We start from the raw sequence: 24,174 nt of genomic DNA, 5'->3' as shown, positions 1-24,174 counted from the left end.
AACATACTGGCAAGGCGTTTTGCAAGGAGAGAGGGGGTTTTTGCAGAAGGGTTTTAAAAATTTTATGTTTTTTTGGTTGAAGGATGGAAAAAAGGGTATATAATACCTGTCTTTCGGAGTTAAGTTAAAAAAGTAGTGCTAAGCCACGGATTAAAACCTATGGCTTAGCATTTTATTTATGTCTTCGTTTCCAAGGAAATAAGAGGTAAGAGGCAATCCTGTCTTGGAAGATAACTCCTTAATGAAAGAGGAACTTCTGGCTAGGTTTATATATTTTCGGTCAGAGATTTTGGCAACTCTAAAATCATGTATAAAATCAAAAATCTCTTCCGTTCCATATTCGTCTTTTAATACATGTATCTGTAAAAGCCTTGTTAATAACACGGCAAGATAACAGATGAGGAAGTGCCCTGTGATGGTTTCTTGTTTCTGCATATAAGCTGGTCTGGCATCAAGCTGAGATTTCATGATACGGAAGGATTCCTCGATCCGCCAGAGGTTGTGGTATGAAGCGTAGATTTCAGAAGCGCTCATATGGATTTCAGAAGTTATAATCATGTTATATCCTGCCAGTTTCTTTGCGTTTTCTATTGCCTTTTCATTTATCTCGACCTTGACTTTTCCAGCCGTTTTTGTCCCTTTCTTATCAGTAGAAATAAAGGTAACATACTTGGAACTGTCTCCGTATTCCGATTTCTTTGCTTCACATGCCCTGAGATTTTTTGCTTTTTCTACCTGTCGGTTAATTTCATATTTTTGTTTTTCGGCAAGCTTCGGGTTAAATGTCACAATACGCTTTTCTGTAAGCTTCAGCGTTTTCCGGTGTCCGGCGTTATCCGTATAGGAATAAGAAAAATCATCCACACACTCTTTGATACGGTAAAGGACTTCGCCTTTTTTAGTTTTAACATCTACATAATCATTTTCAAGAAGTACCCATGTTTTTTCTGTTTCGGGAAGCGTTTTTACAGATTTTGAGAAAATATATCCGTCTCCTGCTTTCAGGGCATGAAGGATGTTGTTGAAGCAGTTCAGTCCTTTATCTGCCACTTGGATCGTCCTGCCGGATATGTGGCTTCGCTGCTTTAATTCATCTATGATTTCCCGTATTACAGGTTTTTCGCTTTCATTTCCCGGATACATCTTCATGCCGATTGGGATCTGGTTTGCATCAAGAAGAAGTCCCATACCAACAATCGGTTCCTTTTTATTTTCTTTTGAAGGACCTTTTAATCTGAAATGATCCTCTTTATCAATCTCGAAATAGAAGTTCGTGCAGTCGAAATAGGAGTGAGAAGTATCAAATGGATATTTCAAAGCTACTTGATGGTTGAAAATCTCAATCACCTTTTCGTATTCAGAACCAATGTATTCAAGGCCGGAATAAATCTGGTCGAGGGAGAAAGCATGTGTTCCAAACAGTTTGGGAATCACCTCCCAATACGTTTTCAGCTTTGAACAGGGATGCACCACTCTTGCATAAATAAGATCTGACATCATATCAAAAATATTGAATCGGAAATGTGTTGCTGTCTGCATAAGATCAATATATTTTTTACATCCCAGAGAATCGTTGAGATTCTTTAAAGGGAAGTAGCCAAGGAGTTTTTCCGGAGATTCTTCTGATATCTTCCGTTCTTTTTCAGTCTGTTTTTTCTTTTTATATTCCTGATTGAGTTTTTGTACCTCTTCACCGAAAACAGCAATCGGATCTTCAATGCCGTTTGCCTGAAGTTCGTGGACATAGCCAATCGGTTTATAAGAACGATGTGCGCCACCTTTACGCTCCGGATCGTAATAGCTTTCATAGATTTGAAGATAAATCCCTTTTTTGTTTTTTGTTTTCTTTAAAAAATACGCCATAAAATCACCCTCTTATATTATAACACTATAGCACTATATATTCAATTATCAAAAAAGTTTTTTGTCAAGTTTTTAAAAAACAAAAAAAGCCAGCATTTATGCTGACTGTGGCTGTTCCAAAACGGAATAAACTCCCAAATATTATAGTGCTAACTCCCAAAGACGGGTCTAAATCAATTCATACACATACGGGTGTATTCTAACATACTGGCAAGGCGTTTTGCAAGGAGAGAGGGGGTTTTTGCAGAAGGGTTTTAAAAATTTTATGTTTTTTTGGTTGAAGGATGGAAAAAAGGGTATATAATAAGAGAATAAAAAGAACATGGGAGGAGTTTTCATGGAAAAAGCAACACTGGTATTAGAAGGCGGAGCAAAGCGAGGAGTATTCACAGCAGGAGTGCTGGATTATTTGACAGAACAGAATTTTGTGCCGTCCCATGTAATCGGAGTTTCAGCAGGGGCATGCAACGCCCTTGACTTTGTTTCAGGGCAGGCTGGACGAACAAAAGAGTGTATGATGCAGACCGAAAGAAAATACAGATATTATGCAGGTATTAAAACAGTTGTAAAAGAGCATACGCTTCTTGATATGGAGAAGATTTTTCACCGGTTTCCATTAGAAGATTTTCCGTTTGACTTTGATACATTTTTTCAATCAGAGATACAGTGCGAACTTGTTGTGACAAATTGTGAGACAGGAAAAGCAGAATTTCTGACGGAAAATCACGGAGATAAAGAACGGCTTATGAAAATCTGCCGGGCTTCCAGCAGTATTCCTCTGTTAGCGCCGATTGTACGGATTGATGACCAGCCGTATTTAGATGGAGGGCTGGCTTCCTCTGTACCGTTGAAGCGTGCAATTGAGTATGGAAATAAGAAGATGATTGTTGTTCTGACAAGACCAGCCGGTTATCGAAAGAAACCGGTCAGTGTAGCGCAGGCAAGAATTTATCGGAGAGCATATCAGAAAAAATATCCAAAGCTTGTGGAGACAATTTTGAATCGCTATCGGGAATATAACCGAATGGCAGAAAGACTTGACCGTCTTGAGGCGGAAGGAAAGATCTTTGTCATTCGTCCGGAAGGTCCGACGGTTGGGAGACTTGAGAAAGATATGGAAAAACTGCAGGCATTTTATGAACAGGGATATGAGCAGATGAAGGAGCGTTATGGGGCGCTGCTGGAATTCCTGGGACATACGAAAGCAGAATAAAAAGAGAGTATCGAGATTGTTGTAGGAGAATCGGTAAATCATACAGGACAGGAATTCAAAAACAGATGTGAAATTCCTGTCCTGTAATTATTTTTGCAGAAGCCTGTTGAAAAGTTTTAATGACGGTTCAGAAGCTGTTTCGCAGTCTGAACTGTCTGGTCAATCTGTTGCTGTTCCTTTTTTGTTTTCCCTTCTTTTAGTAAATCTAAAATAAGAGAAATCTCTTCCTGAGAAAAACGGATTCCTTTTTTCTGTGCACTGGTAATCAGGGCAAGAAGGATTGGAGCAAGATCTTTTCCGCTTTTTCCGGATGTCTGTGCGGCTGCTGTGCGAATGAGTTCAAGTTTGAGCGGATCCATATTAGCAAGTGCCGGGTGTTTCATCCATGCATTCTGATTCATTTCTTTGATCTCCTTTCGAAGGTGAAGTAGGTGGTTCGGACGGGGAGGCATTCGTTTCTTCCTGCGCTTCCAGATTAGAAAAAAGATCGCTGTAAGCGGCAAAGGCAGATTGCTGTTCCGGGGAAAGCATTCCCATCATCATGGAGAGCGGAGAGCTGTCCGGAGTTTGAGTGTCTGACATTGCCTGCATTGTTTTTAGCATTTCCATTAAATGAAGAAGCTGCGACAGTGATTCGGAATCTTTTGGATTCATATAAGGCTGAATATCACGAAACAGATCAAAAGGGGAAGGCGGACTTTTGGATAGTCCAAGATCAATGTAATCTGTGTGAAAATTTTGAAAAAACTGCATCGTATGCCGGAGCTCTAAAAATTTGATGTAGAAAGCAAAAAACTTCTGTGTTCCTGGCGGCATATATGGAAGCATCAATTTCATCATCTGAAGATGTTCACTGGAAATTAAACTGTCAAAAGGTGTCATTGGGATTGTTTTTTTCTGTTCCATAGTACCTCCTCTGTCTTACAATATCCATATATATGTATAAGAAAGCGAAAATATGAAATCCTCATATTATAATAAAAAAGAAGAGGAGTTATCGTATGAAGCGCAAATTAATCATTGACGGAAATGCAGTCTATGAAATCGATGAGGACTGTATGCTAACAAAAAAATTGAAAGAAAAAGAGGAGAAGAAAAAGAACGAGCCAGAAAAATACAGAAAGCCATAAAAGAAGGGAGCTGCTGAAGCAGCCCCCGTTAGAGATGATTCTTTGGAAATGGTTGTTAGCATCCGCATCCATTGCCGCAGTTATTGCCGCATCCGAATCCGTTGCCACAGAATAAGAGAAGTAAAATAATCCATGTGCAGCTGTCATTTCCAAAACCGTTACCACATCCGTTACCGCAGCCATTTCCCCAACCGCCGCATCCGCCGCCGTTGCCGCATAAGCAGGAAAGAAGAAGTAATGTCCAGATAATGTTGCAGCTGTTGTTTGTTGTTGTTCCTTCGCATCCACATCCACAGTTTGTTGCAGTTAAATCGCTCATAAAAGAACCTCCATGTTTTGTTTGTTTACACTTTATCTTATGAAGGATGGCTTGCCCATGTTTCCTTAAAATATAAAATTTTATAAAAATATTTTGTGAAGCCGAAAAGTATCATGTAAGAGGAGAAGAGCGCAAAAAATTCTTTTTCCATATGATAATAGAAAAGGAATTTTTTATGCAGAGAGTAAAAGAACGGATTCATTACTGGTGTGAAGATACGGCTTCCGGGAGATGCCTTGGCGGTAAAATTACAGTAGCAGTGTTGGATAGCGGGATCGCTTTCCATCCGGATTTTGAAGGGCGGATTTTGAGTTTTCAGGATATGATAGCGGGAAGAGTGGGGGCATATGATGACTGTGGTCACGGTACCCATGTATGTGGAATTATCGGAGGCGATGGACGAATGTCAGGAGGGAAGCTCTGCGGCATTGCGCCGGGCTGCAGATTCATTGTTTTGAAAGTACTTGACCGTCGCGGGCACGGCACAGTAGATGCGGTCATTAGGGGAATCCGATGGATTTTACGATTTAAAGATATTTATCAGATCCGTATTGTGAATATTTCTGTCGGGTCACAGCCGGGAAGTGATAAACGGTCCCAGAAACGGCTTCTGGAAGCGGTGGAGACACTTTGGGATGCCGGGATTGTTGTTGTGGCAGCAGCAGGCAATTATGGACCGCATTGCGGAACAGTGACGGCGCCGGGGTGTTGTAAGAAGATTATTACCGTAGGAGCTTCTGATGATGAGACCGGAACAGAAGTACAGGGGAAATTATGTTGTAATTATTCCGGAAGAGGTCCGACAGAAGAATGTGTTCTAAAGCCGGAATTGGTTGCGCCCGGATCCAATATCTGTTCCTGTAATGCGGGTTTTCGAAAATGGGGAGCGAAACCATATATAGAGAAGAGCGGAACATCGATGGCAACGCCGATCGTGTCAGGAGCAGCTGCTTTGCTTTTATCGAAATACCCACAAATGACCAATGTGGAAGTAAAACTGAAATTCAGAGAAAGCTGCAAAAATTTGGGGCTTCCGGGAAACCAGCAAGGATGGGGGCTGGTGCAGATAAAGGAACTGTTACAATAGAAAGCGAAAGTGGACAAATAAAAAAAATTACAGGTGTCAAGAAAAAACACTTGACACCTGTGCTTTTTTGTTATATGATACCAGAGGTGATGAGAAATGAACGAAATCCTGGAACAGACATTGTTATATGACTTCTATGGAGAACTTTTAACAGAACATCAGAAAGAAATCTATGAACAGTTTGTGCTGGATGATCTTTCGCTTGGCGAGATCGCAGAGGCAGAGGGAATCAGCAGACAGGGCGTACATGATCTGATCAAACGCTGCAATAAGACGCTGGAAAGTTATGAAGAGAAGCTTCATCTTGTCGAGAAGTTTCTTTCCATACGGGAGAAGATAGGTCAGATTGACTGTCTTCTGGAGTCATGTGACGCAGTGAATACACAGCAGGTTCTGAAAGGGATCCGCGAGATTTCCGCAGAGATTATAGAGGAGTTATAGAATGGCATTTGACAGCTTAACTGAGAAACTTCAAAATGTATTTAAAAATTTAAGAAGCAAAGGACGGCTTACAGAGGATGATGTAAAGACAGCGCTTCGTGAAGTGAAAATGGCTCTGCTCGAGGCGGATGTAAACTTCAAAGTTGTTAAGAAGTTTGTAAAGGATGTACAGGAACGTGCAGTCGGACAGGACGTGATGAACGGACTGAATCCGGGACAGATGGTCATCAAGATTGTAAATGAAGAGATGGTCAAGCTGATGGGCTCAGAGACAACGGAGATTACGCTTCAACCGGGGAAAGCAACTACGGTAATTATGATGGCTGGTCTTCAGGGAGCAGGTAAGACGACAACAACGGCAAAGCTCGCCGGGAAGTTTAAGTTAAAGGGTAAGAAGCCACTTCTTGTTGCCTGTGATGTATATCGACCGGCAGCAATCAAACAGCTTCAGATCAATGGCGAGAAGCAAGGCGTGGAAGTCTTTAGTATGGGTGAGAACCATAAGCCGGCCAATATTGCAAAGGCTGCGTTGGAACACGCAGCAAAGAATGGCAATAATCTTGTGATCCTTGATACAGCCGGACGTCTTCATGTAGATGAGGATATGATGGCAGAGCTTCAGGAGATCAAAGAGAGCGTTGAAGTTCATCAGACAATTCTCGTTGTAGATGCTATGACTGGTCAGGATGCAGTTAATGTAGCTCAGAGCTTCAATGAGAAGATTGGACTTGACGGCGTAATTTTGACAAAGCTTGATGGCGATACGAGAGGCGGTGCAGCGCTTTCCATTAGAGCTGTAACCGGGCAGCCGATTCTGTATGTCGGTATGGGAGAGAAGCTTTCTGATCTGGAACAGTTTTATCCGGACAGAATGGCATCGAGAATCCTTGGTATGGGCGATGTGCTGACATTGATTGAGAAAGTTGGCGCAGAGATTGATGAAGACAAAGCAAAAGAAATGTCTCAGAAGATCAAGAAAGCTCAGTTTGATTTCGATGATTATCTCGAGAGCATGAAGCAGATGAAGAAGATGGGCGGTCTTTCCAGTATTCTTGGCATGATGCCGGGACTGAATGCAAGTCAGTTAAATCAGATTGATTCAGAGGAAGGTCAGAAGAAGATGGCACAGATGGAGGCTATGATTCTTTCCATGACACCGAAAGAAAGACGGAATCCGGAAATATTGAATCCATCAAGAAAACATCGGATCGCACAGGGAGCAGGAGTTAATATTGCAGATGTGAACCGCATGGTGAAGCAGTTTGAACAATCAAGAAAGATGATGAAACAGCTTCCGGGCATGATGGGTGGTAAATTTGGTAAAAAGGGGAAATTCAAATTACCTTTTTAAGGACTTAGATGTGAATCCACATACTTGGTCATAGATAGCATTTTCAGGGAGGTGAAAACAATGGCAGTAAAAATCAGATTAAAAAGAATGGGACAGAAAAAAGCTCCTTTCTATAGAATCGTTGTTGCTGACGGAAGAGCTCCGAGAGATGGTAGATTCATCGAAGAAATCGGAACTTACGATCCAACAAAGAACCCAAGCGAATTCAAAGTAAATGAAGAAGCAGCTAAAAAATGGTTAAACAATGGCGCTCAGCCAACAGAGGTAGTCGGCAAAATCTTTAAAGCAGCTGGTATTGAAAAATAATTCAGTGCTTCACGGAGGTAAGGCGACATGAAAGAATTAGTAGAAGTAATCGCAAAAGCACTGGTAGATGATCCTGCCAGCGTACAGGTTACTGAGAAAACTGAAGGCAAAACAACAGTGATTGAACTGCATGTTGCTGACGGAGATATGGGTAAGGTTATCGGTAAGCAGGGACGTATTGCAAAGGCAATCCGTTCAGTTGTGAAAGCAGCAGCTGCAAAAGATGATCAGAAGGTTGTCGTAGACATCCTTCAATAAATATAGAAGGGATGTCTCAAAACAGAAGCGTTTTGAGATGTCCTTTTTTGTCAGTCAGATATAAGGAGAGATTATGGAGAAAATGCTGCAGGTAGGGGTGATTTCCTCTACACATGGAATCCGGGGAGAGGTCAAAGTATTTCCGACAACAGATGATCCGGCCAGATTTAAACTGTTGAAAAAGGTTACATTGGATACAGGGCGGGAGCAGATTCCGCTGGAGATCCAGGGAGTGAAGTTTTTTAAACAGTTTGTTATCGTGAAATTTAAAGGAATTGATAATATTAATGAAATTGAAAAGTATAAAGGAAAGAGCCTTCTTGTAAATCGCGAAGATGCAGTAGCGCTTGAGGAAGATGAATATTATATTGCAGACATCATTGGTATGCAGGTAAATACAGAAGATGGTGCAGCATTCGGTGTGCTAAAAGACGTAATGGAAACCGGGGCAAATGATGTGTATATTGTAGAGACAGAAGATGGAAAAGAAGTTTTGCTTCCGGCAATCAAAGAGTGTATTCTGGATGTGGATGTGGAAGCGATGAAAATGACGATCCATCTGATGGATGGTTTGCTTTCCTAATTTAGAAAAATAGATAAAAGAGGCAGGAAGACAGATGAACTTTCATATATTAACACTATTTCCGGATATGGTTATGAATGGACTTGAGACGAGCATTATCGGACGGGCAAAGGCAAAAGGACTGCTGTCAATTGAAGCGGTAAATATCCGTGATTATGCGTTTAATAAGCATCACAGTGTTGATGATTATCCATATGGCGGAGGAGCCGGGATGCTGATGCAGGCAGAACCGGTCTATCTGGCATATCAGGCGGTAGAAGAGAAAATTAATGCAAGAAGATGTGAAAACAGCGCAGAGCAGGAAGGGCAGGAGATAGGCAGCGCAGAAAGAGCGGAGAAAAAACTGCGGGTGGTGTATCTTTCACCGCAGGGAGACACATTTTCACAGAAAATGGCAGAAGATCTGGCTAAGGAAGAAGATCTTGTCCTTTTATGCGGACATTATGAAGGGATTGATGAACGTGTACTGGAAGAGATTGTAACAGACTATGTTTCCATCGGAGATTATGTGCTGACGGGCGGAGAATTGCCGGCAATGGTAATGATCGATGCGATTTCACGTCTCGTTCCCGGCGTGCTGCACAATGATGTGTCGGCGGAATTTGAAAGCTTTCAGGACAGCCTTTTGGAGTATCCGCAGTATTCCAGACCGGAAATCTGGCATGGGAAACAGGTTCCGCCGGTACTGCTTTCCGGACATCATAAAAATATCGAAGCGTGGAGAAGGGAACAGTCAATTCTCCGAACGAAAGAGCGCAGACCGGATCTGTTAGAAAAGGCAGTGCTTACGAAAAAAGAACAGGAATTTCTGGAAAAACTTTCAGAAGAGTAAGAAAGATGCAGAAAACTGTAGAAAAGTTCTTGCAAATCAGATGAAACTATGGTAGTATACTCATGTTGTGAGAAGATAGAGATGGTCCTCTGATACAAATCATGTATTAAGAACGTCCAAATAATAAGGAGGTCGCACAATGAACGATATTATTAGAAGCATTGAAGCTGAACAGTTAAAAGCTGAAGTACCGGCATTTAACGTAGGTGATACTGTAAAAGTATACGCTAAGATCAAAGAGGGAAACCGCGAAAGAATTCAGGTTTTCGAAGGTACAGTTCTTAAGAAACAGGGTGGAAGCACAAGAGCTACATTCACAGTTAGAAAGAACTCTAACGGAATCGGTGTAGAAAAGACTTGGCCGTTACACTCTCCAAACGTTGAAAAAGTAGAAGTAATCAGAAGAGGTAAAGTCAGAAGAGCAAAACTGAACTACTTAAGAGGACGCGTTGGTAAGAGAGCAAAAGTAAAAGAATTAGTAAAATAATAACAGCGTTAAAAAAGGACAAATACGAATGGGTACTTGTCCTTTTTTGGTCATATGAAGAGGAAAATACCTATGAGGAAATTATCATTAGAAAAAATCAGAAAAAGGCGCCGGCGCTTTGTTCGGGATTTTAAGACGGCATCGGTGTGGGCGTTTCAGATATTTGTTGTATGTCTGTTTGCATTTGTACTCGTGTGGTATTTTGGTCAGCGGATCAGTACAGTGGGAGATTCTATGAAGCCGATATTACATAATGGTGATATTGTACTGGTAAATAGAATTATTTATGATGCAAAGAATCCAAAGCGCGGCGAGATTGTTGTTTTCAAGCCAAATGGAAATGAAAATTCCCATGATTATATTAAGCGTGTGATTGGGCTGCCGGGGGAGCGGATTCAGATATTGGACGGAGAAATTCTGATCAACGGAGAAAAGCTTTCTGAATCCTATGAGACAACAGCATTGGAGGATGCCGGGATTGCAGCAGAAGAAGTAACCCTTGGGAAGAATGAATATTTTGTACTGGGAGATAATCGCCTGAGCAGTGAGGACAGTCGCAATGCAGACATCGGTTTTGTTAAAAAAGAGTATCTGGAAGGACGGGCCTGGTTTATTATCGGTCCGAAAGAACATTTTGGATTTATAAAAAGTAAATAACGCAAAAAGAAACGGAGGAGACAAAAATGCATTTTCAGTGGTATCCTGGTCATATGACAAAAGCAAAACGTATGATGCAGGAAAATATAAAATTAATTGATCTGGTCATTGAGCTTGTAGATGCCAGAATTCCTATGAGCAGCAGGAATCCTGACATTGATGAACTTGGCAAACAGAAAGCAAGGCTGATTCTTTTGAATAAATCAGATCTGGCAGAGGATCGGCAAAATGAACTCTGGGCAGAATATTTTAAAGGAAAGGGCTATTCTGTGGTAAAAGTCAATTCGAAAAAGGGCGGAGGCATCAAATCTATCCAGGGTGTTATCCAGGAGGCTTGCCGGGAAAAAATCGAACGTGACCGTAAAAGAGGAATTTTAAATCGTCCGGTACGCGCAATGGTTGTTGGGATTCCGAATGTGGGAAAATCCACATTCATCAATGCACTTGCAGGAAAAGCCTGCGCTAAGACCGGAAATAAACCTGGCGTGACAAAGGGAAAACAGTGGATCCGTCTGAATAAAAACGTGGAACTGTTAGATACACCGGGAATTTTGTGGCCGAAATTTGAAGACCAGTCTGTTGGGCTAAAGCTTGCAATGATTGGTTCCATTAAGGATGAAATTTTAAATACAGAAGAGCTGGCAGGTGAGATAATCCGCTTTATGACGGAGCACTATCAGGGGACACTGTCAGAAAAATATGATATGGAAGAAACATCGGACGTGTATGCCTGTCTGAGCCGGATTGCCGAAAGCAAACATTGTCTGCTGCGCGGAAGTGAACTGGATACGGCAAAAGCAGCTATGATGGTGGTGGATGATTTCCGTAACGGTCGTCTTGGCAAGATTACACTTGAATTTCCGGAAGATTATGAGTAAACTGAAAGTGATTTGTAAAGCAGAAATAGTGGGAAGAAAAGCAGGTGAAGAAATTGGCAAACGTGGAGAATCAGGAAGAGAATAACCAAAGAGACAGACGTGGAATTCTAAAAGAAGTGCTGGACTGGGTTGTATTTTTTGTGATACTGATCGGCCTGACATTTTTGATCAATACTTATGTTGGTCAGAGAACTTACATCAGCGGTCCGTCTATGCAGCCGACATTGCATGATGGGGACAATCTGATCGTGGATAAAATTTCATATCGATTTACAGATCCGAAGCGCTATGATATTATTGTGTTTCCGTACCGCTATCAGGAGGATACTTTTTATATTAAGAGGATTATAGGTCTTCCGGGTGAGACGGTACAGGTTATGAATGGTTATGTGTATATTAATGGTGAACTGCGCAAAGATGAAATCTATGGTGCGGAAGTGATGGAAGATGCCGGAATTGCGTCAGAGCCGATTACTCTTGGGGAAGATGAGTATTTTGTGCTTGGAGACAACCGGAATCACAGCTCAGACAGCAGAGATCCCAATGTGGGAGTGCTTCACAGAGATGAGCTGATCGGACGTGCATGGGTACGCATCTGGCCATTGGATCAGATAGGAGTAATACGTCATGAGTAAAAAAGCCGGAACTAAGAGTATTGCGGAGATCAAAAAAGAATTCGAAACCGCTGAGAGGGAAGAACGGAAAAAGCTTCAGACGCTATACGCATCAGATGAAAGAAGCGGTGTAAAGAACTTGCTTCACAGGTATCTTCGCGAAGAAGAGAAACTTTTGGCAGAAGAAGAACGCACGGAGGCAATGAAATGCTATGAGCGTCAATATGAACATGTTGGATGGATCTGCGGAATTGATGAAGTCGGACGCGGTCCATTGGCAGGTCCGGTCGTGGCAGGGGCGGTCATTCTTCCAAAGGACTGCCACATTTTGTATATCAATGATTCGAAAAAGCTGTCTGCCGGGAAGCGGGAAGAATTATATGAGATCATTATGAAAGAAGCGGTGGCGGTTGGAATCGGCATGGCATCTCCTGCAAGAATTGATGAGATTAACATTTTGCAGGCAACTTATGAGGCAATGCGTGAAGCAGTCAGTCAATTATCTGTCAAACCGCAGCTGCTTTTGAATGATGCGGTTACCATTCCGCAGATAGAGATCCCGCAAGTGCCGATCATCAAAGGAGACGCCAAGAGTATTTCGATTGCAGCAGCCAGCATCGTTGCTAAAGTAACAAGAGACAGACTGATGGAAGCGTATGAAAAGGTGCTTCCGGGTTATGGATTTGCGGATAATAAAGGATATGGTTCAAAGGAACATATTCAGGCGTTAAAAGAGCTTGGTCCAACACCGATTCACCGGGCGTCGTTTATTAAGAATTTTGTGTAGAAAAGAAAGCCAAAGGAAAGAGAACACATTTATTGAATTAAGAAATAAGAAAAAGATGACAGCGTCGGAGAAAAAGAGACGAATTGGAGATATATATGAGAAGGTTGCCGGAAACTATCTGGAGAATAGAGGGTACCAGATTCTTGTATATAATTTCCGATGCCGCAGCGGTGAGATTGATATTATTGCATTGAAAGACGGAGTTCTGGTATTTTGTGAAGTGAAATACCGATGCCGGAATGCGGCGGGGCATCCGTTGGAGGCAGTGACTGCTGCAAAGCAAAAACGCATTTGCAGAAGTGCGGCTTATTATTTGTTGTGTCATGGATATGGAACAGGACAGGCATGTCGGTTTGATGTCATTGGAATTCTGGGGGAGAATATTATACATCTGGAAAATGCGTTTATGTATCACGCTTAATACCGAAAAGGGGAAGAACAATGGAACGAAAATTAAAATATCACACAGGGGCATATGTATTGGAAGAGCGGGAGAAGGATGGAGTCCTTTTTCTTACTTATCCGTTGTTAGAACAGACAAAAATGGTGCGGCACGGCTTTTCTACCAGAGTAGGCGGTGTCAGTGAAGGAATGTTTGGCACGATGAATTTAAGCTTTACCCGAGGGGATGATGAAGCAGCTGTGCAGGAAAATTTTCGACGGATCGGAAATGCAATTGGAGTAAAGCCGGAGCAGATGGTACTCTCGAAACAGACACATACAACAAATGTGCGGGAAGTGACAAAAAAAGACTGTGGGAATGGAATTGTAAGAGAAAATATATTTGAAGATGTGGATGGTCTTGTGACGAATGAACCGGGGGTATGCCTTGCTACATTTTATGCGGATTGCGTTCCGCTTTATTTTGTGGATCCGGTAAAGAGAGCTATTGGACTGTCCCATTCCGGATGGCGTGGAACGGTTGGCAAGATTGGTAAGATTACGGTAGAAAAGATGAGGGAATGTTATGGATCGGATCCAAAAGACATTCGGGCAGCAGTAGGGCCGTCTATTTGTCAAAGCTGTTATGAAGTGAGCGAAGATGTCATCAGACAGTTTCGGGAAAATTTCCGGGAAGAATTGTGGAGTGATCTGTTTTACCGCAAATCCAATGGGAAATATCAATTAAATCTTTGGAAAGCCAATGAAGCAGTATTTACAGAAGCGGGAATCCGGCCGGAACATATGGCGATTACGAATGTTTGTACATGCTGCAACAGTGAACTACTGTTTTCCCATCGCGCATCACAGGGGCGTCGGGGTAATCTCGGAGCTTTTCTGGCAATCAAGGAGGACATGGATGAAAGGGATATTATTAACGAATAATGGCGACATCATTGATAATTCTGCCGCGAAAGAAGCTGTAGCAGAAGTGACACAAGGTGTTGTGGAAGAAACGATGAATTTTCAAAAATATCTGAATGATCACATTCCGGATCTGATCACATTTGGATTAAAGGTAGTTCTTGCCATTGTGTTTTTCTTTATTGGAAGGAAAATCATTACATGGATTCGGAAAATTGTCCGGAAATCTTTTGAGCGTTCCAATGCAGATAAAGGGGTGGAACAGTTTGTAGATTCATTGCTGAAGTTCTTTTTGTATGCGATTCTGCTATTTTCCATTGTAACAAAATTTGGAGTGGAATCATCATCTATTGCAGCGCTGATTGCTTCCGGAGGTGTGGCGATTGGTCTGGCAGTACAGGGCAGTTTGTCTAATTTTGCAGGAGGCGTACTGATCCTGCTTTTGAAACCGTTTGTGGTGGGAGATTATATTATTGAAGACAATTATAAAAATGAAGGGACAGTAAAAGAAATTCAAATTTTCTATACAAAACTGTCAACGGTAGATAATAAAACCATTATTATTCCAAATGGAACACTTGCCAATACAAGTCTGACAAATGTAACGGCAAAGGAAATGAGACGGTTGGAAATCAAAATCGGAATTTCGTATGATTCGGATCTCAGAAAGGCAAAGAGAATTCTGGCTGAGATTCTGGATCAGGAAGAGAAGATTCTGAAAGAAGATGAAGTATTGATCTATGTAGATGATCTTGCAGATTCTTCTGTGCAGATCGGAATTCGTGCATGGGTTAAGACGGATGATTACTGGCCGGTAAGATGGAAGTTGTTGGAAGAGATCAAATTAACTTTTGACAAAGAAGGAATTGAGATTCCATATCCGCAGATGAAGGTGCATATGAAAGAATGTGAAAGGGAATCACATGTTCATTCATAATATTTTAAGAAAGAAGGATGCAGTTATGAAGTATGATTTTACATCAGTGATTGATCGGCGGGGGAAAGATGCAATGGCAGTGGACGCAGTTGGCGTGCTTCCGGCCTATGAAACACCGGATGAGGGATTTGATTTTATCCCGATGTGGGTTGCAGATATGAATTTTGCAACAGTTCCGACTGTTCAGAAAGCCATTACAGAAAGGGTGCAGCACCCGACCTTTGGATATTTTTTCCCAAGAGAAGAATATTATCAGGCGATTATTCAATGGCAGGAGAGCCGCAATCATGTAACGGGTCTGACGAAAGAATGTATTGGTTATGAAAATGGAGTACTCGGCGGGTTGGTATCCGCACTTCATGCATTTGCAGCGCCAGGGGACAGTGTTCTTGTACATAGTCCAACATATATTGGTTTTACAGGAAGTATTACAAATGCAGGGTATAAAATTATATCCAGTCCTCTGAAACAGGATGAAGCAGGCATGTGGCGCATGGATTACGAGGATATGGACAGAAAGATAAAAGAAAATCAGATTCATATCGCAGTATTTTGTAATCCGCATAATCCGACCGGACGGGTATGGGAACGCGAAGAGTTTGAGAAAGCGTTAGAGGTTTACCGTGCAAATGATTGTGTTGTTATCTGTGATGAAATCTGGTCAGATATTATTTTGAATGGCAATCATCATATTCCGCTGCAGTCTGTTAATGAAGATGCAAGAAACAGAGTCATTGCACTTTATGCTCCGAGTAAGACATTTAATCTGGCGGGATTGATTGGAAGTTATCACATTATTTATAATCCGTATTTAAGAGATCGCGTGAGAGCATGCAGCAGTAAATCCCATTATAATTCTATGAATGTGCTTTCCATGCATGCGCTGATCGGGGCATATTGTGAAGAAGGAATGGAGTGGGTAGATGAACTGAGAGAAGTCCTTTCTCAAAATGTGAATTATGCCTGTGATTTCATTAAAGAGCATTTTCAGGGAGTGGAATTATTTAAACCGCAGGGAACGTATATGCTTTTTCTTGATTGTAGTCAGTGGTGTCATGAACATAACACAGATGTAGGAGAACTTTTGAAAGCAGGGCATCGCGTCGGTGTCGGCTGGCAGGATGGCAGACCATTCCACGGTGAATATGCAATCCGGATGAATTTGGCGCTTCCATTCTCAAGAGTGCAGGAAGCGTTCCAGCGATTGGAACAATATGTGTTTCACGCAGAATAGTATGCAAATGTAATGAAGGCTTCCCCAAAACAGAAAAATCGGATTTCTTCTGTTTGGGGAAGTCAAAACTATTTTATTTAATTCTAAAAAACGCTTGACTTTGTGAAAAACCTCAACTATACTATTATTCGTGGAAAAACACAAGAATTTAAAAAAAGATTATGTGCTATGTGCTGGAATAGCTCAGTCGGTAGAGCACTTCACTCGTAATGAAGGGGTCGTCGGTTCAAGTCCGATTTCCAGCTTTGTACAACAGCTTAGAACAATTGTTTTAAGCTGTTTTTGCTTTTGAAATACCTGTGTTTTCTGAAATGATACGCAATTTGCAGCGAAGGAATTTGAAAAAATGGCATAAAATCTGGAAAAGTCCTCTGGATATGGTTGAAAAAAAGTCCTCTGCTTGTTATAATAGTATCGTTTTGATAAAGTAAAAGTCTTTACATTGGAGGAAAAAACTATGGATAGAATGGTGGGAACAGTGTCACGTGGAGTGCGGGCGCCGATTATTCGTGAAGGAGATTGTTTGGCAGATATTGTTGTGGATTCAGTTTTAAAGGCAGCAGAGTCAGAAAAATTTGAGATCCGTGACAGAGATGTTGTGGCTGTGACAGAAGCTGTTGTGGCAAGAGCACAGGGAAACTATGCACATGTAGATGATATTGCTCAGGATGTAAAAGCAAAATTTGGAGATGATACCGTCGGAGTAATCTTCCCGATTCTGAGCCGTAACCGTTTTGCAATCTGTCTTCGCGGTATTGCAAAAGGATGTAAGAAGATTGTTCTGATGCTCAGTTATCCTTCTGATGAGGTTGGAAACCACCTGATTGATCTTGATAAAATGGATGAAGCCGGCGTGAATCCGTGGAGCGACGTTCTGACAGAAGAGAAATATCGCGAGTACTTTGGCTATGAAAAACATGTATTTACAGGTGTAGATTATGTAGATTATTACAAAAATCTGATCCAGGAAGCCGGAGCAGAGGTGGAAGTGATTTTTGCCAACAATCCGAAAGTGATTCTGAACTACACAAAGAGCGTGCTGACTTGTGATATTCATACACGCAAACGTACAAAACGTATTCTGCTTGCAAATGGCGCTGAGAAAGTTTATGGTCTGGATGAGATTATGACAGAAAGCATAAACGGAAGCGGATATAATGATAAATACGGACTTCTTGGTTCTAATAAAGCAACAGAAGAAACCGTGAAATTATTCCCGATTCACTGTGAAGAAGTTGTAGAGAGTATTCAGAAACAGCTTCTCGAGAAGACAGGAAAGTGCGTTGAAGTTATGGTATACGGAGACGGCGCATTTAAAGATCCGGTTGGAAAAATCTGGGAACTGGCCGATCCGGTCGTATCTCCTGCTTATACAAAAGGCCTGGAAGGAACTCCGAATGAAGTAAAATTAAAATATCTTGCGGATAATAATTTTGCAGATCTGTCCGGAGAAGCGCTTCAGGATGCGATTAAAAATTATATTCAGGAAAAAGATGAGAAAGCAAAAAGTCTGGTAGGTTCTATGGAAACACAGGGAACAACACCGAGACGTTTGACAGACTTGATTGGATCTCTGGCTGACCTGACTTCCGGAAGCGGAGACAAAGGAACACCGATTATCTATATTCAGGGATACTTTGATAATTATACAAAATAATATGCAGGTAAAAATGCGGAATGGGATTTTCTTATCTCACTCCGCATTTTTTTATATCTGATAGAAGGTTTTCTCATAAGAATAAGAAACAAGCATTGCAACTCTTTTCAGAAATAAAAATATAACGCAAAATAATTATAAAGACTACTATGGAGTTGTATTATATGATATACTCTCTTGTAAGGAACAGATATCCCAGGAATATTTAAAGATTGGTACTATCTGTTCAGGAAAGGGAAGTGTTATGAAGAAAGCCATTTTTGTCGCAGCAGAAATATTAATGTTGGGAATATTCTTGTTTTCTGTGCTGCAGGAGCGGGAAGAAGCTGAGGCGCAAAAGAAGCAATGGAAGAAATTAGAGGCAGAAACTGATTGGGAAGAAGCAGATCGTATCGTAACACAGAAGGAGTGCATTTTGTGCAGTGAAACTGCTTCTGTGTTTGCAGATGGTAGAGAAGAAGAGAAAAAAACAGAAAAACAGTCAGAAGAATACGGACCGCTGTTTTTATGCAATGTGAATACGGGCGCTTGTATTGATCTTTTGGTGGGAAATCCGAATAATAGTATGAATGATAGAAAAAAGGGGCGCCGCGAACTGCATTTTCCAAGAGAAAAAGAAACAACAGTAAAGATCCTTTCACTGAGAGAAAAGGATCTGTGTGAAGTTACAATGTATTTGAATGAGAGCAGTGATACTTTTCAAGAGGCAAAGGACAGGCTTTGCAAATCGTGTCTGGATCAGATTAAAAAGGGCGAGACGGAATTTGTTTTGTGCAGTCAGAAAGAAAAGACCGTACATCCTTTTGTTTCTGGAGCAAAGCTGTTTTTTGCGGGAGATTATGGGGTGCATCTGGACTGGAAAGAAGACGGAGAACAGATTGATATCATCATTTTTTATTCTCCGAATATTAGTTGTATGGACAGGGAATTCGTGCTATAGTAGAGAAAGAGCGAATACAAGGAGGTAAGACAGATGCAGGAGATTTTTAGAAGCCGCAGAGAGACTTTGTTAGGACAGATTGAAGGACCGGCAATGATACTTATTTTTTCGGGAAAGGCGCCAATGCGTTCTCTTGATGAGTCCTATCCATTTTCTGTAGACCGTAATTTTTACTATTTGACAGGAATCGAAAGAGAAAATATGATTCTTGTATTGAAAAAAGATTATGCGGGCAAGACAACCGAAGAATTATATATTGAACCGTATGATGAATATCTGGCAAAATGGGTAGGCGGACGCATGCGCAGCAGTGAAGCGATGGAAATCAGCGGTGTTCAGAATATCCGGTATACGGACAGTTTTTTTGAAAAGATGAATGGCTGGCTGGATGCATCCCGGGGTACAGGTAAGATCCATGTACATCTTGATCTTTGGAGATACAAAGAAGGACAGGCAGATACAGAGGCACACAAGTTTGCAGCTAAGCTTCAAAGAGAATATCCGTATGTTCAGATTGATGATATTGTAGGAGCGTTGGCAGCAATGCGCTGTGTAAAATCGGATATTGAAATCGATAAAATGAAACGTGCACAGGAAACAACAAGATGCGCGATTGAAGCAATGATGAAGCATGCTTATCCGGGTGTGAATGAGTGTGAACTGGAAGGTGCGTTTGATTTTGCGCTGATGAAACAGGGCGTTAAGGAACATGCATTTCCAAGTATTGTTGCCGGCGGCGTGAGAGCAACAACACTTCATTATCAGGACAATAATCAGGAAGTAAAAGATGGGGAACTTGTCCTGATCGATCTGGGAAGTGCGAATGAGCATTATTGTGCGGATATTTCCAGAACATTTCCGGTCAATGGTAAATTTACAGAGCGCCAGAAAGAAATCTACAATACCGTTCTCGAAGCTCAGGATCTCGTAATTGCAGGGGCAAGACCGGGACTGACATTTGCAGAGCTGAATCAAATGGTAGTAGAGTTTTACGAGAGTAAGCTTGACGAGCTTGGACTTCGCAAAGATGGAAAAGGAGTGGGAGACTATTATTACCATGGCGTCAGCCACGGACTTGGTCTTGATACACATGACCTTGATACAGCAAAAGAGCATGTACTTCGCCCGGGTATGGTAATTACAGTAGAACCGGGCCTGTACATCGAAGAGGAAGCCATTGGTGTAAGAATTGAAAATGATATTCTGATCACAGAAGACGGTGCAATTGATCTTTCGTCTGATATTTTAAAGACGGTGGAAGATATTGAGAACTTTATGAGAAAATAGAAGCTCAGACAAAAATATTTTGAAATACAGAACAGTGAAATAAAGAGAAGGGGCTGTCGGTTAATACCGATTTTTAGGCTCTAAATCTCAAAATACGAATCTCCTTTAGAAATCAGTGTTTTTCGCACCTGATCTTCTATGAGAGATTCGTATTTTGTCTTTTTCGTATGTATTTTTGGGCACAAAAACCCCTCAACCTGCATATTTAAACGTACACATTTTCTAAGCAACTGTTTCTTCGATTTTTTTCTCAAATTTTTGGATTTTTTCATGAAGAAAACGATGGTATTTATTTATATTTCTTCCAATCGCATACAGCATGAATTCTTTATATACTTTTTCGGATGTCCGGTAATTGAATCGGCGGAAACTGTCATTTTCTTTAATGTCTCCAAAATGTCCCTCTGTCTGGATGGAACGAATCTGACGATTTAAGATCCCTTTCTCACTCTGGATGTTTTTATGGGATTCTTCTTTCAAAGCTTCCCATTGTTCGTTGATCTTCATCACTTTATTTTTCTCTCTATCTTTTTCGGCATCATATTTATAGAGACATTTTGCTTTATGTTCACAACCACTGCAGTCTGCACATCCATACACTTCAAAGGTTTGTGTATAACCAGTCTGTGCTTTTGTTTCTGTTCGGATATGATGCAATTCTCTTCCGTCATGGCAAATATAATACAACTCATCTTCAAATATCTGCGTTTTCATGTTGTAATACTTTCCGATTTCTTCTGTATACGCACGTGTTTTCCGTTTTTCATGATCCTGCAGCTTGATATAGCTGGAGATTTTATGTTCTTTTAAGTACAGTAGGTTTCTTTCGCTGCAATACCCGCTATCTGCTGTCACTTCCTCAAGAATATCCCCAAATGCTTTTTGATGTTTTTCCAAAACCGGAATCAACGTATTATAATCTGTCCGATCATTGCTGACATAAGTCTGGACAATGAAATAATTCTCTACTGCAATCTGAACATTATATGCCGCTTTTAATTGCCCGTTCAGCATATGATCCTCTTTCATCCGCATAAAAGTAGCTTCCAGATCTGTTTTGGAATAACTGTTTCTGTCTGTTCCCATGATCTCAAAACACTCTTTATATCCCATAAGACGTTCACCACAGGCTTCCAATTCTTCGTAAAGCTGCTGGATTTCCGATTTTCTTTTTCCTTTTCCATAAACAAATGTAATCTGTTCCTGTTCTGCTATCTGTATCAGATTTTTTTGGAGCTTCAGTATCTCCAACGGAGAACAATTGTCAATCTCTATGATTGTATTATTGGATAACTTTTTATGTTTTGTCAGTTTTCTTTTTCGGTTCTTTTCAATGACATCCCGTACTTTCTCCATTCCTTCGATCACGAACATATTTGCATGGGGAATGTCTTATTTGATGCCATACTCATTTTCATCAATCAAAACGTTATACTTTTGATACAATAAATCAATAGTATCCAGTAGTCCTGCAAGATGATAATTGATTGTTCCTCTCCAGACAAACGTATAACGGTTCGCATTGGCTTCTATTTTTGTACCGTCAATAAAAAGATTTTTTAGTGTGATGAATCCTTCTTTTTGCAGGCGACGAAGAAACTGATAATTCAGCTCATCCAGTACATCAGCGGTCAGTTTCTTATTCTTGAAGTCATAAAAAGCATCCCGTTTCGGCTTCTGACCTTTCGTAAGCCAGATAAAGGCGAGATCTCTTTCACATAATTCTACAATACGGTCAACAGCTCTTATCCCACGCATGTTTGCGTAAGTAACTACAGCATACATCATGATTGGGTTGTACCCGGTTCTTCCCTTATCAGAACAATTGGCTAATAAGCCAGAAAAATCTAACTCCTCCATCACTTTTTTCAGGGTATAGACTGGATCGTCGTCTGGTAAACACAATTCGAAGAAACTGAAGTTAATTTTCTGTTGCCCTAATTCAAAAAAATCGTTATAATAGTCTTTGTTTAGCATAGTTCCATTATAACATGGAACGGAGAAAATGATGGTTGTCGTTAGCCATCTTTTTCTCTTTTTATGGAAAAGTTTCAGGGGCAGGTTTGACTCATACAAGTCAAATCTGCCCCTGTTTGGAACTATCATTTCCCGACAGCCCCTTCTCTTTTTACAATCCTCAGAAGTATCTGGTATAAGTGAAACTATTGTTTTTAGTGATTAAGGGCGTCGCAGCAGTCCGCTGATATAAGCAGTAACGAGACGCTTTTCTTCTGCGTTTAACTGCTCATAATCTTTTAAAAGTGCAAGTTGCTGCTCGTTTAACTGACGATGATTGGTCTTGTCTGAAAAGAAATCAGCAAGAGAAATACCAAATCCGTTGCAGATTTTCTGCAGTGTCGGAATGGAAGGAATATTTGTGCGCCGAAGCAGATTGTTCAGTGTTGAATAAGGAATATCTGATTCTTTGGACAGTTTGTAAAGTGTCCAATTGCGCTCTTTGCGTAATTCTTCTATATGTTGAATAATTTCTGTATCTTTCATAACAAAATCTCCTGTTAGATATTTGCATGATTCTATTTTATGGAATGTAAAAATATTCATACAGATGTTAAAAAGTATCATATAAATATAGCGCAAAAGAGTAATAAAAATTGCGCTTGTGCTGAGATTCTGTTTCAACTATAATATGGGAAGAAAGCAATGGAGAAAATGAAAGCAGTGAAGATTGTCGTCGGAAATCATATTTTCATATTCCAGCGCTTATACTGTTACTAGATGAAATAGGAAAGGGCTGTTTTATGAAAAGAATATTGGGATGGCTGATCAGCATCGTACTTCTATTTGGAAAGACGCAGACGCTTTATGCTGCATTGCCGGAAAACACTTTTCTGTGTGAAGAAACACAGGAGAAGACGCAGGAAAGGACCGAGGAAGAAGCAGAGGAACAATTGGTGACGGGACCGGAACTGGAAGCGCGCTCGGCGTTTTTGATGGAAGCTGACGGAGGGCAGATTTTATTTGAAAAGAACAGTCAGGAACAACTGGCTCCGGCAAGTGTGACGAAGATTATGACACTTCTTTTGATTTTTGATGCGCTTGACAGCGGGAAACTACATATGGAAGATTCGATTACAACATCAGAATATGCGGCTTCCATGGGAGGTTCCCAGGTGTTTCTGGAACCGGGAGAAACTCAGACGGCAGACACTATGATTAAATGTATTTCTGTCGCCAGTGCAAATGACGCCTGCGTGGCTATGGCAGAACATATCAGTGGAAGTGAGGAGGCCTTTGTGGCACAGATGAATGAGCGGGCAAAAGGTCTTGGAATGGAGCGTACAACATTTCAGAACTGTAATGGTTTAGATGCAGAGGGACATGTGACGACAGCAAAGGACATTGGAATTATGTCAAGAGAACTGGTTACAAAATATCCGGAAATTGAAAAATATTCTACAATCTGGGTGGATACGATTACACATACGACGAAAAAAGGAAGTTCTGAATTCGGTCTTGCAAACACAAATAAACTGATTCGTCAGTACAAATATGCCACAGGACTGAAAACAGGATCTACAAATGATGCCGGTTTTTGTCTTTCGGCAACAGCGCGCAAGGATGGGGTAGAACTTATCAGTGTTGTAATGGCCTGTCCGGATGCAAAAACAAGGGTAAAAGATTCTGTTGCACTTTTGAATTATGGTTTTGGTATCTGCACAAGATATGAAGATAAAGAAGGTCTGACAAAAAAAGCAGAAGTAAAAGTGATAGGAGGCGTTCAGGATAAAGTTTCCGGTGAGGTAACAGAGCAATTTGCTTATACGGATACAAATGGACGCAATCCGGCAGAAATGGAAAAAAAGGTAACATTAAAAAAGAAAATGAAAGCGCCTGTGAAAAAAGGAGAAACCATCGGAGAGCTTGTGTATGTGCTGAATGAAACAGAGGTCGGAAGGATTCCGATAAAAGCCAGAACTGCCGTTGGGAAACTGACGTATAAAAAAGCGCTGCTGCAGACACTCCGTCAGACATTTACTGTGTAAAAAC

The 24,174-nt window shown here is 41.0% G+C and carries 26 protein-coding genes, 1 tRNA gene and 1 pseudogene; 22 read left to right on the top strand and 6 right to left on the bottom strand.

What is annotated here, in order from left to right:
- Positions 1 to 150: 150 nt before the first annotated feature.
- Positions 151 to 1,863 carry an IS1634 family transposase gene (locus KFE17_04330; GenBank protein ID QUO32983.1) on the bottom strand — a complete coding sequence of 571 codons (1,713 nt, stop codon included), beginning with the start codon at positions 1,861 to 1,863 and terminating at the stop codon, positions 151 to 153.
- Positions 1,864 to 2,200: 337 nt separating this feature from the next.
- Here KFE17_04330 and KFE17_04325 point away from each other — a divergent pair, with 337 nt between their 5' ends.
- Entirely contained in the window at positions 2,201 to 3,076 is an 876-nt protein-coding gene (locus KFE17_04325) for a patatin family protein (protein ID QUO32982.1), read from the top strand.
- 116 nt (positions 3,077 to 3,192) lie between these two features.
- Here KFE17_04325 and KFE17_04320 read toward each other — a convergent pair whose 3' ends face one another.
- The 3 genes from KFE17_04320 to KFE17_04310 all read right to left on the bottom strand — a co-directional run bounded on the left by KFE17_04320 (position 3,193) and on the right by KFE17_04310 (position 4,525).
- Positions 3,193 to 3,477, bottom strand: a complete 285-nt coding sequence (locus tag KFE17_04320) for a hypothetical protein (GenBank protein ID QUO32981.1) — start codon at positions 3,475 to 3,477, stop codon at positions 3,193 to 3,195.
- The gene (locus KFE17_04315) at positions 3,437 to 3,982 is read right to left on the bottom strand and encodes a hypothetical protein (GenBank protein ID QUO32980.1); all 546 of its coding nucleotides are present in this window, start codon (positions 3,980 to 3,982) and stop codon (positions 3,437 to 3,439) included. Before KFE17_04315 ends, KFE17_04320 begins: the two co-directional genes overlap by 41 nt.
- A 279-nt stretch (positions 3,983 to 4,261) precedes the next feature.
- Entirely contained in the window at positions 4,262 to 4,525 is a 264-nt protein-coding gene (locus tag KFE17_04310) for a chorion class high-cysteine HCB protein 13 (protein ID QUO32979.1), read from the bottom strand.
- Between the two features lie 175 nt (positions 4,526 to 4,700).
- On the opposite strand from KFE17_04310, the gene KFE17_04305 reads away from it, so the two are divergent.
- The 20 genes from KFE17_04305 (at position 4,701) to KFE17_04210 (ending at position 20,166) form a co-directional block, all read left to right on the top strand.
- On the top strand, positions 4,701 to 5,612 hold the full coding sequence (locus KFE17_04305; protein QUO32978.1) for a S8 family peptidase: 912 nt from the start codon (positions 4,701 to 4,703) through the stop codon (positions 5,610 to 5,612).
- 96 nt (positions 5,613 to 5,708) lie between these two features.
- The gene (locus tag KFE17_04300) at positions 5,709 to 6,053 is read left to right on the top strand and encodes a YlxM family DNA-binding protein (protein ID QUO32977.1); all 345 of its coding nucleotides are present in this window, start codon (positions 5,709 to 5,711) and stop codon (positions 6,051 to 6,053) included.
- 1 nt (position 6,054) lies between these two features.
- Complete coding sequence (ffh, locus tag KFE17_04295) at positions 6,055 to 7,404, top strand: signal recognition particle protein (GenBank protein ID QUO32976.1); 1,350 nt, start codon at positions 6,055 to 6,057, stop codon at positions 7,402 to 7,404.
- A 60-nt stretch (positions 7,405 to 7,464) separates the two neighbouring features.
- Positions 7,465 to 7,710: a 30S ribosomal protein S16 gene (rpsP, locus tag KFE17_04290; GenBank protein ID QUO32975.1), complete on the top strand. Its 246-nt coding sequence runs from the start codon at positions 7,465 to 7,467 to the stop codon at positions 7,708 to 7,710.
- Between the two features lie 27 nt (positions 7,711 to 7,737).
- Positions 7,738 to 7,968, top strand: a complete 231-nt coding sequence (locus tag KFE17_04285; protein QUO32974.1) for a KH domain-containing protein — start codon at positions 7,738 to 7,740, stop codon at positions 7,966 to 7,968.
- 73 nt (positions 7,969 to 8,041) lie between these two features.
- Positions 8,042 to 8,551, top strand: coding sequence for a ribosome maturation factor RimM (gene rimM / locus KFE17_04280; protein QUO32973.1), 510 nt, complete (start codon positions 8,042 to 8,044; stop codon positions 8,549 to 8,551).
- A 34-nt stretch (positions 8,552 to 8,585) separates the two neighbouring features.
- A complete protein-coding gene (gene trmD, locus KFE17_04275) occupies positions 8,586 to 9,383 on the top strand; it encodes a tRNA (guanosine(37)-N1)-methyltransferase TrmD (protein QUO32972.1) in 798 nt (265 codons plus the stop codon).
- 139 nt (positions 9,384 to 9,522) lie between these two features.
- Positions 9,523 to 9,870: a 50S ribosomal protein L19 gene (gene rplS, locus KFE17_04270; GenBank protein QUO32971.1), complete on the top strand. Its 348-nt coding sequence runs from the start codon at positions 9,523 to 9,525 to the stop codon at positions 9,868 to 9,870.
- Between the two features lie 54 nt (positions 9,871 to 9,924).
- Positions 9,925 to 10,527 carry a signal peptidase I gene (gene lepB / locus KFE17_04265; protein ID QUO32970.1) on the top strand — a complete coding sequence of 201 codons (603 nt, stop codon included), beginning with the start codon at positions 9,925 to 9,927 and terminating at the stop codon, positions 10,525 to 10,527.
- 26 nt (positions 10,528 to 10,553) lie between these two features.
- Positions 10,554 to 11,405 carry a ribosome biogenesis GTPase YlqF gene (ylqF, locus tag KFE17_04260; protein ID QUO32969.1) on the top strand — a complete coding sequence of 284 codons (852 nt, stop codon included), beginning with the start codon at positions 10,554 to 10,556 and terminating at the stop codon, positions 11,403 to 11,405.
- 62 nt (positions 11,406 to 11,467) lie between these two features.
- The gene (lepB, locus tag KFE17_04255; protein QUO33615.1) at positions 11,468 to 12,040 is read left to right on the top strand and encodes a signal peptidase I; all 573 of its coding nucleotides are present in this window, start codon (positions 11,468 to 11,470) and stop codon (positions 12,038 to 12,040) included.
- On the top strand, positions 12,033 to 12,806 hold the full coding sequence (locus KFE17_04250) for a ribonuclease HII (protein ID QUO32968.1): 774 nt from the start codon (positions 12,033 to 12,035) through the stop codon (positions 12,804 to 12,806). Before lepB (KFE17_04255) ends, KFE17_04250 begins: the two co-directional genes overlap by 8 nt.
- Positions 12,807 to 12,861: 55 nt before the next feature.
- Positions 12,862 to 13,227 (top strand): YraN family protein, encoded by a 366-nt coding sequence (locus tag KFE17_04245; GenBank protein ID QUO32967.1) that lies wholly within the window; start codon positions 12,862 to 12,864, stop codon positions 13,225 to 13,227.
- A 20-nt stretch (positions 13,228 to 13,247) separates the two neighbouring features.
- Positions 13,248 to 14,132, top strand: coding sequence for a peptidoglycan editing factor PgeF (gene pgeF, locus KFE17_04240; protein ID QUO32966.1), 885 nt, complete (start codon positions 13,248 to 13,250; stop codon positions 14,130 to 14,132).
- The gene (locus tag KFE17_04235) at positions 14,107 to 15,048 is read left to right on the top strand and encodes a mechanosensitive ion channel (GenBank protein QUO32965.1); all 942 of its coding nucleotides are present in this window, start codon (positions 14,107 to 14,109) and stop codon (positions 15,046 to 15,048) included. The genes pgeF and KFE17_04235 overlap by 26 nt, the downstream gene beginning before the upstream one ends.
- Positions 15,049 to 15,073: 25 nt before the next feature.
- On the top strand, positions 15,074 to 16,282 hold the full coding sequence (locus tag KFE17_04230) for an aminotransferase class I/II-fold pyridoxal phosphate-dependent enzyme (protein QUO32964.1): 1,209 nt from the start codon (positions 15,074 to 15,076) through the stop codon (positions 16,280 to 16,282).
- Positions 16,283 to 16,454: 172 nt separating this feature from the next.
- A tRNA-Thr gene (locus tag KFE17_04225) sits at positions 16,455 to 16,527 on the top strand.
- 212 nt (positions 16,528 to 16,739) lie between these two features.
- Entirely contained in the window at positions 16,740 to 17,939 is a 1,200-nt protein-coding gene (locus KFE17_04220) for a coenzyme F420-0:L-glutamate ligase (GenBank protein ID QUO32963.1), read from the top strand.
- Positions 17,940 to 18,183: 244 nt separating this feature from the next.
- Positions 18,184 to 18,879, top strand: a complete 696-nt coding sequence (locus tag KFE17_04215) for a hypothetical protein (GenBank protein QUO32962.1) — start codon at positions 18,184 to 18,186, stop codon at positions 18,877 to 18,879.
- A 33-nt stretch (positions 18,880 to 18,912) separates the two neighbouring features.
- A complete protein-coding gene (locus KFE17_04210) occupies positions 18,913 to 20,166 on the top strand; it encodes an aminopeptidase P N-terminal domain-containing protein (GenBank protein ID QUO32961.1) in 1,254 nt (417 codons plus the stop codon).
- Between the two features lie 222 nt (positions 20,167 to 20,388).
- Here the strand turns inward: KFE17_04210 and KFE17_04205 are convergent.
- Both KFE17_04205 and KFE17_04200 read right to left on the bottom strand, forming a co-directional pair.
- A pseudogene (locus KFE17_04205) lies at positions 20,389 to 22,143 on the bottom strand (IS1182 family transposase).
- 201 nt (positions 22,144 to 22,344) lie between these two features.
- Complete coding sequence (locus KFE17_04200; protein ID QUO32960.1) at positions 22,345 to 22,668, bottom strand: helix-turn-helix transcriptional regulator; 324 nt, start codon at positions 22,666 to 22,668, stop codon at positions 22,345 to 22,347.
- A 257-nt stretch (positions 22,669 to 22,925) separates the two neighbouring features.
- Between KFE17_04200 and KFE17_04195 the strand changes: the two genes are divergently transcribed.
- On the top strand, positions 22,926 to 24,170 hold the full coding sequence (locus KFE17_04195) for a D-alanyl-D-alanine carboxypeptidase (GenBank protein ID QUO32959.1): 1,245 nt from the start codon (positions 22,926 to 22,928) through the stop codon (positions 24,168 to 24,170).
- The last annotated feature ends 4 nt before the right edge of the window (positions 24,171 to 24,174 follow it).

This window comes from Faecalicatena sp. Marseille-Q4148 (genome assembly GCA_018228665.1).
Taxonomy (GTDB): Bacteria; Bacillota; Clostridia; order Lachnospirales; family Lachnospiraceae; genus UBA9414.
Note: the sequence above shows the minus strand (reverse complement) of the source record. Positions and strands in the feature narration are given on the sequence as shown.